12 protein-coding genes and 1 pseudogene are annotated in these 16205 nt (G+C 49.3%); 3 read left to right on the top strand and 10 right to left on the bottom strand.

Features of this window, described 5'->3' with window-relative positions; genetic code table 11:
• Positions 1-2: 2 nt before the first annotated feature.
• The gene (locus H6F68_RS16020; protein ID WP_190560484.1) at positions 3-1172 is read right to left on the bottom strand and encodes a hypothetical protein; all 1170 of its coding nucleotides are present in this window, start codon (positions 1170-1172) and stop codon (positions 3-5) included.
• Between the two features lie 279 nt (positions 1173-1451).
• On the bottom strand, positions 1452-2156 hold the full coding sequence (locus H6F68_RS16015) for a thermonuclease family protein (RefSeq protein WP_190560483.1): 705 nt from the start codon (positions 2154-2156) through the stop codon (positions 1452-1454).
• Between the two features lie 842 nt (positions 2157-2998).
• On the opposite strand from H6F68_RS16015, the pseudogene dcd reads away from it, so the two are divergent.
• Positions 2999-3187, top strand: a pseudogene (gene dcd / locus H6F68_RS16010) (dCTP deaminase); the annotation flags it as partial.
• A gap of 28 nt (positions 3188-3215) precedes the next feature.
• Here dcd and H6F68_RS16005 read toward each other — a convergent pair.
• The 7 genes from H6F68_RS16005 to pilM form a co-directional block, all read right to left on the bottom strand.
• A complete protein-coding gene (locus H6F68_RS16005) occupies positions 3216-4673 on the bottom strand; it encodes an NAD(P)/FAD-dependent oxidoreductase (RefSeq protein ID WP_190560482.1) in 1458 nt (485 codons plus the stop codon).
• Between the two features lie 66 nt (positions 4674-4739).
• On the bottom strand, positions 4740-5819 hold the full coding sequence (cobD, locus tag H6F68_RS16000) for a threonine-phosphate decarboxylase CobD (RefSeq protein WP_190560480.1): 1080 nt from the start codon (positions 5817-5819) through the stop codon (positions 4740-4742).
• A 26-nt stretch (positions 5820-5845) separates the two neighbouring features.
• A complete protein-coding gene (locus H6F68_RS15995) occupies positions 5846-6130 on the bottom strand; it encodes an HU family DNA-binding protein (protein WP_190432385.1) in 285 nt (94 codons plus the stop codon).
• Between the two features lie 332 nt (positions 6131-6462).
• Positions 6463-8652: an AMIN domain-containing protein gene (locus tag H6F68_RS15990; RefSeq protein ID WP_313930148.1), complete on the bottom strand. Its 2190-nt coding sequence runs from the start codon at positions 8650-8652 to the stop codon at positions 6463-6465.
• Between the two features lie 67 nt (positions 8653-8719).
• Entirely contained in the window at positions 8720-9460 is a 741-nt protein-coding gene (locus H6F68_RS15985; RefSeq protein WP_190550248.1) for a pilus assembly protein, read from the bottom strand.
• Positions 9457-10242: a PilN domain-containing protein gene (locus tag H6F68_RS15980; RefSeq protein ID WP_190560476.1), complete on the bottom strand. Its 786-nt coding sequence runs from the start codon at positions 10240-10242 to the stop codon at positions 9457-9459. Before H6F68_RS15980 ends, H6F68_RS15985 begins: the two co-directional genes overlap by 4 nt.
• A 4-nt stretch (positions 10243-10246) precedes the next feature.
• On the bottom strand, positions 10247-11356 hold the full coding sequence (gene pilM, locus H6F68_RS15975) for a type IV pilus assembly protein PilM (protein WP_190432381.1): 1110 nt from the start codon (positions 11354-11356) through the stop codon (positions 10247-10249).
• Positions 11357-12051: 695 nt separating this feature from the next.
• Here pilM and purT point away from each other — a divergent pair.
• Both purT and H6F68_RS15965 read left to right on the top strand, forming a co-directional pair.
• Positions 12052-13275, top strand: coding sequence for a formate-dependent phosphoribosylglycinamide formyltransferase (purT, locus tag H6F68_RS15970; RefSeq protein ID WP_190560474.1), 1224 nt, complete (start codon positions 12052-12054; stop codon positions 13273-13275).
• The gene (locus tag H6F68_RS15965) at positions 13247-14632 is read left to right on the top strand and encodes an ABC transporter substrate-binding protein (RefSeq protein ID WP_399314174.1); all 1386 of its coding nucleotides are present in this window, start codon (positions 13247-13249) and stop codon (positions 14630-14632) included. The genes purT and H6F68_RS15965 overlap by 29 nt, the downstream gene beginning before the upstream one ends.
• Here the strand turns inward: H6F68_RS15965 and H6F68_RS15960 are convergent.
• Positions 14629-16056, bottom strand: coding sequence for a folylpolyglutamate synthase/dihydrofolate synthase family protein (locus tag H6F68_RS15960; protein ID WP_190560463.1), 1428 nt, complete (start codon positions 16054-16056; stop codon positions 14629-14631). The two genes, H6F68_RS15965 and H6F68_RS15960, sit on opposite strands and share 4 nt — an antisense overlap.
• Between the last annotated feature and the right edge of the window lie 149 nt (positions 16057-16205).

Raw genomic sequence — 16205 nt, 5'->3', positions numbered from 1 at the left:
CTTTAAAAGCGAGCAATGTTACGTGACTCAGCTACTTGATCAATTAGTTTAACCACTGCTCCAGTCACTAGCGTCGGAAAGTTTGTTACGTTATCGCCTACGGTTAGAAACCGGATCGCTACATCCTCCCTTAGCGCTTTTGCTAAAGCCTTTGAAACACCGTATTGCTGGTACGCCAACTCTAAACTTTGCCTTGCTTGTTGCAAACGCTCGCAAGACGGTAGGTAGTGACGTTTGACGTGAGAATTGAAGTGGGGATCAGCAGGCACTAAATTCCAAAGTTCGTTGATCGGATAAATTGACACTGGTACCAAGTGGTCGAGGTCGTAGCCTACACCACTTCGGATTCGCTTCTCTGTCCAAGGGCAAACAAATTCGTGTCCTTCCACTAGCAATAAATCAATATTGTTGCGCTCCCAAGTCAGAGGTCGGCGGTTGTCTGGGCGATCAGTCAGTAGGCGATAAATGTCACCGCGATCAACTTGTTGAGTGCTCCCCTGCTCCACACCCTCTGAAAATAGGCACCACTCATGAATACAGAGTGCTTCAACCCATAGGGATAAAGACTGGAAAGACTGCCATAGCTCAGCCTGAATGACTACACACTTGTCATTGCTCTGCGTTCCAGGTGTGGAAACAGCCAGCCCATCAAGTTCCTCGTACCTAACAGGCCGTGCAAAAACTGTCCAATTGCCAGGGCCAGCATAGCGAATCGGCATTTCCAAGGCGTTGCTAATTTTCCTAATAGCTTGCTGGTAGGTTTTTAAGAAATCTTGAGAATACAAAGCCCGCTTACGAGCAACTCGCATCTCATTGATGACAAAGAACCCATCCGAGGGACGTGAAACTGTTTCTAATTCTAGTTCCCACCGTAAGCGAAGTGCTGCTAGGACTGGTCGAAACGCTATATCGTTTCTTGTTTCACTATGCAGGTTTGCCCGTTGTCCCTGAAAAACTGGCTTGTTGAGATCAACGAACGGCCAGTAGTAAGCAACCCAGTACTCTGCTAAAACCCTGAGAGGAACTGCAACATCTTGGTTGTAGTTCCTTAAGTCTGGAAAAGACAGCACGACATCATTGATCGCCCTCAGCAATGCGATCTTGTAGCTTGTGACCTTGGCATCATGCTTGAGAATGGTGCTGATGGCTTTGCCTGATCCAATTCGATTCATTTGTCGAATCTAGCTGCTAAGAGTGAGCTAAAGCTGATGTAGCCAACTTCAAGAGGTGAAATCGACACGAAGTTTTTCAAGTGGCGCTACTTAGTTCATCGCTTTTATAGGTCAGTTCCTCTGCAACCTATTCCAGAGGACTTCACCACATCACCGTTGGGTGCTTGCAAAACACAACGTTCAGTTGCAAACATCTGAGGCCAGAGGTACTGTGCCCAGATTGGGAAGGTAGCGATCCTAGTCAAGATGGCAAAGGTGATCACACTCAACGCTTTGGAATTAACTTTCACAACCCACCCCATCACTATCACCATCAAATCTATGTGGGTCGGGTGCTACCACTTGGAAGCGCCGTTCTGAAATATCACCACAATCTAGGTCAGGTGGCCCTGGTGGAATACACACGCCTGGGTAGGCCGGGGAGCAGTTAGAAGTCTGAGCGGCAGGTGATGGAGCAGTAGGGCGAATGACAGCGGGAGCTGGGTTTGAAGTACCTCGCTTGCCTGCTCTAAAATCCCACGGCATTACTGGATTGGCTTGGCTCCAAAAGGCTAGCTTTCGTTGTTTAGCCTTAACTTCCGCTTGAAGATAGCGATCCTTGGTGACAGCACAACCGCTCAGGTACTGCCGATAAACTACGGCCCGACCTTCTTGCACCATCTGCAAGTTAACTGACTGCCCATTTTTGAATACCTCAGCTACGGTGCGACCATAGCGATCCTGCTCTACTACTCGCAACTGGACACTTTGGTTCTTGGGTAGGAATTGGCTGAGGCGAGTTGCTGCTTCTTTCCCGCCCGTTTGGGTGGCTTCCGGAGCATCCACACAGACAAGCCTCACAGTGACAGGCTTCCCGTTCATCTCAACACGCAAGGTGTCTCCATCGCCAGTACTAAGAACAGTTCCCGATACATTAGTCTGAGCCAGAAGTGGAGTGGAGGAAATTAGAGTAATTGCTGCTGCCAATGCAAAGAGTCGATTCATGCTTTTACCGTCAGGAGGTAGGCTTAGAATTCCCTATGGTTTAGTCATGTCAGACAAACTAGCTGGTCACAGGAGCACAAAGAACTTCTGTGTCGCATTGAGCTGATTCAGCGTTATCCAGACTTTCATAGACTGGAAGGTAATACCCTCAGGATTGTGAATTAAATAACCTGTAATTCTGGTTTAGCTCGAAGCAGGTTTCGATTCGCACTTGGTCAAGCCCGTCGATCTTGATGAGCTAAGTGCAGCTTTGCTCGGAGAGCATCTTGAGATGATGAGCGATCCCTAACAACTTACTCAACCTCACCTTAGCCATCCCTCTCCTTCAAACTGCCTTACCCCCTCCCCTGCCTTCAGCAATCTGCCCCTGAAAGCTACCCTCGGATGACTACCCCTGAATGGCTGAAAAGGGATATAAGCTTATAGATCATATTTAAAGCTTTACTCTGCCAGGCTTTAAAGCCACTTTAAAACATAAGTTAAAATGTTTAGCAAGAATTTCTACTCAAACACTTAAGTTCTGCGGGAAAGCTAACCCGAAGAGCCTTGTGAGAATGACGCATCGTACTGGAGCACTATCCCTAGCAAGCTGAACAAAGCCAAGCGTGTAAATATAGAACTCACCTCTTCTAAAGCTTAAATACTTACTTTTACCTGAGACATTATTCATCAGTCCCAACTAAATATATGCTTGACTATATGCCAATGCACAAGAACTCAAAACTTACACCAGCACTCCTGACTAGCATAGTGAGCTATCTCAACACCCCAGCTTTTCAATTACATGTAAACGAGCTGAAAGCCTTTATAGGCAAGGGTTACGGCGTTTTAGCTAGAAATAAGAGGCTGGCTGGCGTGGGCACCTGACTCTAGAGTTTTCTAACTCTTCCAGTGCTGACTGCCGCATTTACGCCAATGAAGGTGTGGTACAACTCCTATTTTTAGAAGGTGAGCCTTGCGCGGTTAGCTACGAAACTCGTCGGGGTAAGTATCAAGACCAACCAGAAGCCGTAACGCTGGCGCGGGTCTAAAACATCGGTTAACTCAGCGCTAAGAAGACTACGATCGCCGAAAATTTAACCAAGCTTCCAAGAAGTTCTGCCACATGGAGTTGTGCTTAAAGCGGTGCAGTTGCCATGCCGTTGCCGTTTGGCTCAGGATTTCAGCAAACGTGGGAGAGGGAATGGCTAGGTCAGCGATCGCGTCAATCTTTAGATTCTGGCGCATGGCTAGAGCAATCACAGCAATCAGCTCACCCGCCTCTGACGCCAAAATATGTGCTCCCAGAATCGACCCATTGCGATGCACCACCAACTTACACAATCCGGTAGTTTCGCCCCGAATCTGCGCCAGCGCCAAGCTTTTGAAGTCCTGCCGTAAAACCAAGACATCCTTGCCATAACGTTGTCTGGCTTCTGGCTCTGTCAAACCCACTCGGGCCAAGGCTGAATCAGTAGCTAGTGTTGTGGGAATTCCTTGATAGTTGGCGTTGTAGCGCGGGAAAAAGAGGGCATTTTTCAGGGCGATCGCCGCCTCATACTGAGCTACGTGAGGAGCCAGATAACCTGCGATCGGGTTGCCACAGACATAAACTCGTGGATTTGTCGTTTGCCGTTTTTGGTTGCACCAAACTCCCTGCGATGACCATTCGACTCCCACCGCCTCTAAATTAAGCGACTCCACATGCGGTTGCTGTCCCATTGCCACCACAATCTCATCTGCCGCGATCGCCTGGTTGCCTACTTGCACCCATTTTTTCTGCTCAATCTCTCTCACCTGAGCCACTAGCGTATTCGTTAAAATCCGGACGCCTGTTGCTTCCAACTGCGCTTGCAACAAAAACGCCAGTTCTGCATCTTCGTAGGGCAAAATGCGATCGCTTTCCAGCACCAACGTCACATGAATATTTAAGCGCGCCAGAGTTTGAGCCAATTCAATTCCGGTCGGCTCACCGCCCAAAATCACCACCGTTTCAGGCCTTGCTTGGTTAGCGATCGCCTGAGGAAAGCCAGTGGTAGTCAAAAATCCCACACTGCTCAGCCCAGGAATGTCTGGAATGAAGGGGTAGCTCTCTAAAGCCAATAGATAGGATCGAGCTCGGATCAAGCGATCGCTGACAGTGAAAGCAAACCGAGGCCGACGGCAAAACTGCCCCGCGCTAAAAATCACCTCAACTCCCAGCGCAGACAAAATTGTGGGTGAGTTTTGCTCTTCCCAGTTACTTGCAATCCGTTGCAGCCATTGCTCAACCCCAGACCACTGCACAGACCCAGGTGAAGTTCCTGCCTCAGTTGTCTGCCCCAACCACCCTAATTCTTGGCTCTGGTAGGCCTGCTCTGTCACCTTGCCTAAATGAGCTAGAGCAGCATGGGAAATCCACTCAGAGGCTAAGCCCTGATTTCCCCAGTCTTCCGGCACGACCCAAGCAACTCGCGCTTTGAACTCAGCAGCCATCCTTGCCGCATAGCCACCCGCAGGTGTGCTGCCAACCACCACCAAATCGTATTCAACTGACATGCTTTTAGTCGTTCACCAGATTGATTTGGATGAGGCGTTAGACACGCTGCCTAACACAAGCACCCCCTAAAGAATCTTAGCCAACCCTGTGATTAACCTTTGATTTTCATCCTCCGTACGAACCGCAACTCGAAAGTAGCGATCGCCCAACTCAGGAAAACTGACACAATCCCGAATCAAAATCTGCTCACACAACAACAAATTCTTTTGCACTTCTACGGTAGGCTGCTCCGACTTCACGAGTAAAAAGTTCGCAGCCCCTTGGTAAGGTTGCAATCCTGGTAATTGAGCCAAACCTTGGTAAAGCTGCGATCGCGCTACTGGCAACCAAGCCCAAGTCTGCGCCTGAAACGTTGTATCCTGAACCACCGCTGCCGCTGCTGCCGCCGCTAGTACATTCACAGGCCAAGGATCTCGCCATTGCTGCCAACGCTTTAAGCGCTCTGGGTGAGCAATGGCATAGCCTAAGCGCAAACCAGGCAAACTGTAGAACTTGGTGAGCGATCGCAAAATTACCAGATTGGGATATTTCTGCACCACCTCAATCAAGCTTTGCTGCTGCTCTGGCGGCAAGAAGTCCATAAAGGCTTCATCTACCACCACCAAAGCAAATTGCTCTAAATATGGCAGAATACTTTCTCTGGAAAATAGCTGTCCAGTCGGATTGTGAGGATTATTAATCAACAAGCCCCTGGTCTGGGAAGCAATTTTGGATGTTAGGGGTTCAATGACTGACCCAACATCCAAAACTGGCAAACCAAAATTATCGAACGGGCACTCAAGCACAGAACTGTTAAATGCTTTTAGGGCTCGCCCATAGTCGCTAAAGGCGGGGGTAATTAAGCCAGTCACCTCCAGCGCAGATAAATCTCTACAGGCCCAAGTCAACAACTCAGCAGCACCATTACCTGGCAAGAGCCAGTCTACAGGTAAGCTATGAGCCTGACCCAGAACGGCTCGAAGTTGAGCGTAGTCTGGATCAGGATAAGCCGTCAGCTCGGATAAGTGAGCTTGAATTGCCGCGATCGCAGACTCAGGGGGGCCTAAAGGATTAATGCTGGCAGAGAAATCAAGAATAGCAGCAGGGGGACAGCCCGCCAGCGCTGCTGCCCAAGCTAAATTCCCCCCGTGGATTGGACGGCTCAAAGAGCGGCCTCACTAGTGAAAAGTAGCTATTTTTCGGGAGGCGAAACCTTCTCCTTAAATAACTTACCTGCCGAGAAGGCAGGAACTTTGGTCGCTGGGATTTCCATTTTGTCACCCGTTTTGGGATTGCGTCCCTCACGAGCCTTGCGCTCCCGTGACTCAAAAGAGCCAAAGCCGACTAGCGTGACTTTATCGCCTGTAGAAACCGCTTCAACAATGGTTTCCAAAGCCGCAGTCAAGACCGCATCTGCTTGCTTTTTGGTCACACTCGCCTTATCGGCGATCGCATCAACTAATTCACCTTTATTCATGCGTTTGAATCTCCTTTTTTAAGAAGATAGATATTACTGTCCTAATCTCCAGGTGAGATTGTAGAGTGATCATCCGAGAAGAACTCAGCCAAAATGGCTGAAAGTCCCGCAGACTCGAATTTTCAATGCCTTATTCTAAGGTGTACTCGCCTAATATGGATCGTTGAAACCTTTAAGATATATAGATCTCAGGATTTTCTAGGTAATTAGACTCAAATTGGAAACTTTTTTCGCAAAAAAATCCCCTACTCAGAGGTGAATAGGGGATTGGGTACTAAGAATAGTCAGTTACAGAATCTGGTACCCTGCAACAGAAGCTATTCAGGCATTCACTACTTCTTCTCAGGATTGCGTGTGGTGCCTCGTTCCAGAATCTGACGGACATCAGGACTTGGCGTATAGTTGTAGCCAACAGTAGAGCGATCGGAATCATCCAAGATCTGCGGTGTTAACAACACAATTACTTCAGCTCGAGTATTGGCTCTTACGGTACTTCTAAATAAAGCACCAATAATGGGCAAATCACCTAAGATAGGGATTTTTTGAGCGTTGGCTCTGTCTTGATCTTGAATAATGCCAGACAGAATTAAAGTCTGTCCATCTCGCATCCGAATGGTTCCAGAAGTCAGCGATCGCTCTGATAGCAAAGCAATCGCCTGTGTTCCAGATCCAGGTAGTGTGACGTTTTGCGTTCCTGCTAAGGCAATCACCTGAGGAGCAACTGACAGCGTAACAAAGCCGTTATCATCAATTCGTTCAACATTAACTGTCAGGATGAGACCTGTATCTTCTTTGGTAATCTCTGTAGTTACCACAGGAGGAGTGCTAGTGGAAATGGTGGTTTCAACGTCTCCAATAACTTGCTGAGTGAGGTTAACAGTTGCTTGTTGCCCCTCTTGCACCACCAATGTTGGATCAGTCAAAATCTTGGCATTATTATTGGCAATAGATGCCTGCAGCTGAAGCAAAAACTGCCTAGCAAAGTTGAAGGCAAGTGGTCCACCAAAGCTAGTGGGTCCAGTCCCTACAGTTGCATTAGTGAGGCTGCCTGCTGTGACTGGGCTTGTACTACCAAAGTTCACAACTCCAATGCCACCTGCATTGATCGCTCGGCTTTGGTCAATCCCAAAGGAGAAGCTGGAGCCAAACCGTTCTTCTTTAAGCAAGTTTACGTCAATGATTTTGACATTTACGGCTACTTGGCGACGGCGTAGGTCGAGTTGCACTAACTGAGCTGATGCTACCTCAATCAGGTTTCTAGGACCTACCAGGGTTATAGAGTTAAGGCGAGTATCTACTAAGACTTGCAAACCTCTGAGCAAAGGAGTTGAGTCTTCCGTATCAATCCGTAGTGTATTTACGACCGTCTGATTCGTGGTGCTGGTTTGGGTAATTGGTGGCGCACCCTCAGCTCCTTGCACCGGAATCGCGTTAACAGTTGTTACTGGCTGAGTGACTGTAACTGCGCTCTCCGCGCCCATACTGACCAAAAAGCCAGAGGCTTGCTCCGCGCTTACCTGGTTCATCCGGAAGGTGCGAACAATCACATCTCTAGCGGCATTAGGTAACCTGGGAGCCACAAAAACGGTTTGTCCTACACGGTTCGCTTCTAAGTTGCTGAGGCGCAGCACATAATTAAATACATTCTGGACTGGCTCGTTCTCAATATCTAGTGAGATAGTTGGCCCACCTGCTCCTGCGGCTCCTGGCTGAGCTGGGGCTTGTTGACCTTGCTGTTGCCCACCTCCCTCAGCACTAAAAGCCAAATTGAGTCCTGCGGCACGAGCCAATAGAGACAGCACTTCTCGCACTGGTGCATCCCTCAACACCAAACGAGGAACACGCTCAGCACTACCCAAATCAATTGCACTTGCAGCCGCGTCCACATTAGAAACCACAATATCGCCCACCGGAGGCGCTACGGCTCTAGGCAAGAATGGAGGTGCTACATTCGGACTTTGTGGTGGTACTGGCACCCCATCTACTGTAATTTTGGGGTTAGGAACCAACACATCCTCAGCAGGAGCTGTAGGAACTGGAGCTGGGGCTGCTGGGGTAGCACTACCGGGCTGAGCCGTAGGCGCTGGAGTTGCTTGAGCTGTTTCGCTACCCGCTGGACGGGTAAGGCTAAACAGTAAGCCGCCGCGATCGCGCTGGGCTACTTGTCCTGCGGGAGCTGCGCCTTGACCCGCCACGATCACTCGCACACTATTGGTATCTAGGGGTAGCACTACGACAGAACTAATCCCAGGCGCAGGATTATCTTGACGAAAACTCTCACTTTGAGGCAAGCGCAGTTGGGTGTTGATTACATCAGCAACCCAACTATTGCCTCGACTGACAGTAAAAACTTGTGGACGTGCGCCATTACGAGTCTCTAATACAACCTCTACCCCACCGCTCGTGGGATTAATTTTTACACCAGTCACTTGCGTTGCTGGAGCAGCCCATACAGGCTGAGCAGCCATCACCATGACGGCCCCACCAATGTACAGACTGCTCAATCCGAGATGATGCTTCACAGTTCCCTCCTCTCAAAAAATGGAAATCTCAACCTTGTCTTGGCTCCACACTCAAAAGCCATCAACGTTACTGAGCAGGCGGTTTTGCCGCTGCTGCCGCTTCCTCTGAACTCAACGGCAATAATGCCTGTAGCTTAAAGGATGTTTTTAAGTTAGTCTCAGGCCGACCAACTGGAAGCAGACGACCCCGGCGATCAACGGTAATTTTCTGGGTTGACTGATCTAGTTGAGAGTTAAAGCTTTTAACTAGCAAGAGCGGCTGTAATCGCTCTACACTCCGCATAATCGACTGAGTTTGTTCGTAGTTGCCTTCTAAGTTAACCGTGATCTCTTTGCGCTTAAGCTTGCCATTGACCGCAGGCCCTAAGGAACCATCACTGACCACAGTTGCAGGTTCTGGAGCAGGTGTGAAACTACTTAACTTGGCTTTTCTGGCATTAACTAGGCGATTGAGATCAAGCAGTAGAGTGTCTAACGTTCTCTCATCAGCGAACAAAGCATAAACTTCTGTCCTACGTTGTTTCGCCTGCTCTAAATTTTTGTTTGCTGTATCAATTTTTTTCTGAATATTGCCCCGTTGTTGAATTTGGGTTTCCTTTTGCTCTGCTTCAGCTTGGAGGGTTTGGTAGGTATTCCAAGCTGGCTGAACTTGATTGAGCAATAGATATGCAGATGCCCCAATGCCTAAAACCGCCACCAAAACACCACTAATGGTGGGAGTTAAGGCAATGCCGAAGATTGTAGGATAGGCAGGCTCGGAGCCAAAGTCTCTGCCGTCGGAAGGGACAAAATCTCCACTGATAGTCATGGTTGAATGACTCCTTTTTGTTGAAGCGTTCTGATCCGAGTGACTAACCCCACAGCACCCTTGCGATCCAGTTCTCGGAGCAATTCAGAAGCAGGGACATCACTTAAGCTAGTTTGAATTTTATAAACCACCACTTGTGGCAGCTTCACTTGAACATCTGGGGTAGAAGATTGAGGTGTGCGATCTTGCCGAACCTCAATTTGAGTTGGGTTATCCCTTAAGTCAGCACCGACTAGCTGTGTTTCGCTGGCCTTGAGAAAAGGGGATTTCTGTAGGGTTAGCAAGAAATCATTAACATCATTAAAGGAGCGAGCTGCGCCTGAAATCTCAACTTTGGGAGCTGGATTTGGACTTTGAGGAGTCGCAGCAGGGGCATCAGTCTGCTGAATGTTGCTGACTTGTACACCGGCTGGAACGCGATCGCGGATATCCTGCAACATGGCAGACCAAGGCTTAATTTGATTGAAGACTGTAGCCAAGGCGTCAGTCTCAGCCTTAATTTGACCCGCCTGAGCATTAATTGCAGCTACCTTTTCATCCGCTCTTTGCAATTCACCTAGTCGTACATTGAGCTCATCAATTCGAGTCTGTAGTTCTGCATTTTTGTTTTGCAGCACTAACCACAAAACGAGAACGACAGCAGGGAGAAACACACCCGTTGCCACCCCCAGGAACAAGGGTACCAAGCTGCCAGGAGCCGCTTTAGGCCGAGATGGCCCACCTCCTACATCTGGTCGATACTCCGGTCGGTCATTGAGAAAATTAACATCAAGACTATACATGAGTTCAGATCTCCCGCAATCCTAGGCCTAGCACCACCCCTAATCCAGGTCGTTGAACTAAGGGAATTTCCTGATCAACCTCTAGTGAAAGCGCTGCAATTGGATCAACCTGGCTTGCAGGCAAACTGAGTCGTTGAGTAAAAAATTCATCTAACTGACCAATTCCACCTCCTGGTCCTGCCAAGAGCAGTTGCGCCACTTCCAAGTTCTCACCTTGATTGAGATAGAAGTCAATAGAACGACGCAGCTCATCTGCTAGTTCTCCCAGAACTCTCAGCATGGCAGCCGTACCTGGATTGGTACCCCCCATTTTAGTCGTGCCACCAATAGTATCGGTGGGAGTAATTGGGATCGTCATGCCTTGCAACAAATCAGTATTGCGGCTAGGAGGCAGGTTCATCGCTCGACTCAATGCACTCTGAATTTGGAACGTGCCAATCGGGACGGTGCGGGAAAACTGGGGGACGCCATCCACCACAATAGAAATTTCTGTACTTTCAAACTGAACGTCGGCGATCGCCACTGCTTCTTGAGGGGCAAACTGCCGCAGTTGCTCTCGAATTGTCCGAATTAAAGCGAAGCTGCTGGTTTCTAAAACGTCCAGTTGCAAGCCCGCCTGCTCAAAAGTGCTGAGGTAAGTATCTGTCACTTCCTTGCGCGTGGCGACGAGCAAAACTTGAACCTTTTCAATGCCATCCTCATCTACAAAGAAGCCCAGCTTTTGGTAATCAACATCAGCCTCTTCTCTAGGGAAGGTCAGGTAAAGACCAGCCTCTTGATTCAAGACCATTTCCCGAAGTTCGCGATCATCCAGTTCCGCTGGAACGGGGATCAATCGGGTGACTGCTTCTCGTGCCGGGATCGCTGTTGCTGCACGCTTTACTTTAATTTTATTTTCAGCCAAGGCGGATTGAATCAAGCCAGCCATCGCAGTCGGGTCAGCAATTTGGCCCTCCTGAAATATACCCTCTGGCACCTCTACAGATGACAGCGTGACTAATTTGAATGCCTGTCCCTGCTTCCGCACTTGGGCAATGTTAATTCGTTCGGGGGTGATCTCTATACCAACCCCTTTCGTACGCTTTGAAAATAGACCTTTCAATGTGTTAACCACAGCATTTATCCACTCAGTCGTATCAGTTTAGTTAGTTGGGTGAGGCCAGAGACAAGGGCTGTAGTGAGATGGATGCCGATGTATGGTAACCAATTTATTGCAGAATTACCATGCTGCTTAGAAGGATACAAACCTTAAAAAATATCATCAACAAAGAGTGAACTGCTCCTAGATTGCTGGTTGCGTCTTCGGGTGAAAACATCATTTACAGCAACACCATTCACTAAAGAAAAGAAAACGGCTGTTTTTTTCTCCTAATGTTTTTGGCTTTCATCCCCAATAAGCTCGTTTTGAACTTTCCAAAAGTTTGGTTTTTTTGGGGAACCAAGCAAGGGGACAGTTCGCTTGCGTTGATCTCAATCCAACTCAACTTACCAGCGATATTACACACAATTGTGAAAATTGCGTACACCTCTTCAAAAATTGAGTTAACTCGTACTGATGGAATAGGATTCATCCGGCTGATCAACCCATCACGATTTGAGGATAACCCATCAACCGAATAGGTATTTTCCCCTTTAGCAAACCACTAAGTGATGGCTGTCTTATGGTTAATTGTTCCCGCCAAGCTAGACAATGTCCTTTTGGGCTGTGTAAGCAGCGAAAAAGCGTAGAGCGACCCCTGAGCACCCGTCTGTTAGAACGGGATGCATGAAAGTATATATAAAAAAGAGAAAAATACAGACGGTTAAATTATGAATGCTGTGCCATCACGCCAGGAAAGCCAAGTTTGGGGAACTCCCTTAACCTCTAGTGGGCGACGCCTCATGCTGCTAGGCTCTGGAGAGTTGGGCAAGGAAGTTGCGATCGAAGCGATGCGGCTGGGGTTGGAAGTCATTGCAGTTGATTTCTATGCCCATGCTCCCGCGATGCAAGTAGCGCATCGATCCTACGAAGTGGATATGTTGGATGGCCCCAAGCTGCGGCACTTAATTGAGCGCGAAAAACCGGATTGGATTGTGCCAGAAGTGGAAGCGATCGCCACCGCTACCCTAGTAGAGCTAGAGCAAGAAGGCTGGCGGGTGATTCCTACCGCACGGGCAACCAACTTAACCATGAATCGCGAAGGCATTCGGCGGCTAGCAGCGGAAGAGTTAGGCTTGAAGACTTCGCCTTACCGTTTTGCCGACAGCGAGGCAGAATATCGGCAAGCGATCGCGGAACTGGGACTGCCTTGTGTCGTCAAGCCTGTCATGAGTTCTTCGGGAAAGGGGCAGAGTATTGTCCGAACTGAGGCTGAAATTGATGCTGCTTGGCAATACGCGCAATCGGGGGGACGCGCCCAGAATCGCCGCATCATTGTCGAAGGGTTTGTGGAGTTTCATACAGAAATCACCTTGCTGACGGTGCGGGCTATGGATGGGACTCACTTTTGTCCCCCGATTGGGCACATTCAAGTCAATGGTGATTACCGGGAATCTTGGCAACCTTGCCCGCTGAACCCAGGCACGCTAGAGCAGTGTCATGCCATCGGTCGTCAAATCACCGAAGCTTTAGGCGGTTGGGGCCTTTTTGGTGTGGAGCTATTTATCCAAGGTGATCCGGCAAGTGCGCAAACGGTTTACTTCAGTGAAGTTAGCCCTCGCCCCCACGACACAGGGATGGTGACGATGATTAGCCAAAATATGTCGGAGTTTGAGCTGCATGTGCGGGCGATCGCTGGGCTACCCATTGGTGAGATTGAGTTGATTCGACCCGGAGCTTCGGCAGTGATTTTAGCGTCCGAGACGGGAGACAACCCCCGCTATGAAGGCATTGATCTGGCCTTGCAAGTCCCCACGAGCAAAGTTCGCATTTTTGGTAAACCTTCGTGTCACCAGAAACGACGCATGGGCGTTGCTTTGGCTTTAGGAGCCACAACCGACGAAGCTAGAGAACGAGCCAAAGCTTGTGCGGCTGCCGTCAAAGTTGTGGTGTAGTAGTGGCTACTTTGAAGCAGTAGATTGGGCAATACTCGATCGTTATGAAATTATGAGAATGAGACGCTGGAGACAATTTGGCATTTTTGCCTTGCTGGGCTTGCTTTTGAGTTGGGTAGTGAGTTGTGGCACAGGCCCTTCCAACTCTGGAAACAACCAAACTGCGGGCGGTAAGCAAGAAATTGAGTTCTGGACCATGCAGTTGCAGCCTCAATTTACCGACTATTTCAACCAACTGATTGGTAAGTTTGAAACGGAAAATCCTGATATCAAAGTGCGCTGGGTGGATGTGCCTTGGACGGCGATGGAGAGCAAGATTCTCACCGCTGTCTCTGCCAAAACTGCCCCCGATGTGGTCAACCTGAATCCGGGCTTTGCCTCTCAGCTTGCGGCTCGCAATGCCTGGTTAAACTTGGATGAAAAAATTCCCGCCGAAGTGCGCCAGCAGTACCTCCCCAATATTTGGAAAGCCAGCACGCTGAATAATCAAAGCTTTGGCATTCCTTGGTATTTAACGACGCGAGTTGCGATCTATAACACCGATTTGTTGAAGCAAGCAGGAGTGAGCCAGCCACCGACCACCTACGCTGAACTAGCTACAGTCGCTAAACAAATCAAAGACAAAACAGGCAAGTACGCCTTTTTTGCCACGGTGGTCCCGGAAGACTCTGGCGAGGTGATGGAGTCGTTTGTGCAGATGGGGGTTCAGTTAGTTGATGAGCAGGGTAAAGCCGCCTTTAATACGCCTCAAGGCAAGGCTGCTTTCCAATATTGGGTGGACCTGTACAAAAGCGGTGCTTTGCCTCGTGAAGTGCTAACCCAAGGACACCGCCACGCGATCGACTTGTATCAGCAAGGTGAAACTGCCATCTTGGCTTCTGGTCCAGAATTCCTGAATACGATCGCTAAAAATGCTCCTGCTGTGGCTCAAGCTTCTGCCTCTGCTCCGCAAATCACCGGGGACAGTGGCAAGAAAAATGTGGCTGTGATGAATTTAGTCGTTCCTCGCGATACTCAGCATCCTGACGCAGCCGTGAAGTTTGCGTTGTATGTCACCAACAACGACAATCAATTGGTTTTTGCGAAGGAAGCCAATGTGCTGCCCTCGACCGTACAGGCCCTAGAGGATAGCTACTTCAAAACTCTGCCTACCAACGCCACTCCGGTAGACAAAGCTCGCTCTATCAGTGCAGGGCAGCTAAAAGATGCAGAAGTGTTGGTTCCAGCCATGAAGGATGTGAAGCAACTGCAAAAAACCATTTACGACAATTTGCAGGCGGCGATGTTGGGTGAGAAAACCATCGATCAGGCGATCGCGGATGCCGAAACAAATTGGAATCAGCGGAGAGGAGCCTAGATAGCACCCAAATTAGGACCCAAATCAGCCTGGAATCGCTTAAAGAAGTCACCCAACAAATAAAGCGAACCAGCTAACACTACTAAAGCACCGGGGGTAGGTTGATTGCCTACCCCTTTGGCATTTTGGGTAGCCGCTTGTAGCCCTAGCTCCAGATCGGGGTAAGTTTCGCAGGCGACTAACTGAGGACAAATCCGCTGCTGGGCTAAATCCGCTAACCGATCAAGATCCACAGGCTCATGGTCTGGAACTGGGACTAAATGGAGCTGGTCGTTAGGGCGCAGCAAAGCTTCGAGTACCTCTTCATGATCTTTAGTGCCGATCATGCCCACCACCCACACAACAGAGCGATCGCCATACACCTCTCCGGGTTGGTCACCATGCCGATCGATATACTGCCGCAAAGCTTGGGCTCCCGCCGGATTATGTGCCCCATCTACCAGCAAACGGTGACCGCGCCAAGTTAGCCAGTGCAATCGTCCAGGCCATTGCGTTTTAGCGATGCCACTCACAATCGCTGCATCGGGAATCTCCCAGCCTTGCTGCTGCAAAATTTGCAATGCAGCGATCGCTAAAGCGGAATTACTCAATTGCACCGCACCGGGGAGCGGCAACGAATATTCGATTTTGGCTTTTAGCTTTTGGTTTTTGGCTTCTGATTGGAACCAATTTGGGATGCTAGCGACTTCGGCCCAACCGGGTTGAGTTTCTATGGCAGGTTGCGGCCAAACAGCCGGACAGTTCAGTTCTGCAATTCGTTTTTCGACGACAGCTTGCGCCTCTGGGGGTAAGGGGCCAATTACCGCAGGGCAGCCAGCCTTGAGAATCCCTGCTTTCTCTCTGGCAATGTCGGCGAGAGTGGGGCCGAGGCGTTGCCAATGCTCGCGGCTGAGGGAAGTGATGACGCTGACCAGGGGGCGATCGCAAACATTCGTGGCATCCAAGCGCCCTCCTAAGCCCACTTCAACCACGGCAATATCCACTTGCTGTTGGGCAAAATATAGCCACATGGCCGCAGTAATCACTTCAAATTGCGTGGGAGAGGGCTGGTTTGGGGCGATCGCTGCCTCGACTTGTCGCAAAACTTGCTCCAATGCTTCCGGTGCAATGGGTTGCTCATTCAAGCAAATTCGTTCGCACCAATCGACCAAATGTGGCGAGGTATAGCGCCCCACGCGATACCCAGCTTGGGTCAACACGGCTGACAGGTAAGCACAGACAGAGCCTTTCCCATTCGACCCCGCCACATGAATAATCGGAACCTGCTGGTGCGGATCACCCAATTCCGCCAAAAGTCGCTGGATGCGTTCTAAGCCCAAATGCACCCCAAAATAACCAAAACGGTTGAGCAGAGCCTCCACATTGACTGCCTGTCTTTTGTCATTAGGTTGACCTGCATCACTCGCTTGCTTAATCGAATTCATTGCCAAACCAGGAACCGTTACTTTACAGGATGACATTAGCTGCCCAACCATCATCCTGATTTTTGCAGCTCTGTTTCCTAGCTAGTTAAGACGTTGCTTTAAAGTTAATCGCTCTAGTTTGATGAATTTTTTTGGCCTCTATCTTGCCG

It is taken from the genome of Trichocoleus sp. FACHB-262, assembly GCF_014696035.1.
Lineage (GTDB): Bacteria > Cyanobacteriota > Cyanobacteriia > FACHB-46 > FACHB-46 > Trichocoleus.
The sequence above is the reverse complement of the archived record's forward strand: the minus strand, read 5'-3'. Positions and strand labels throughout refer to the sequence as shown.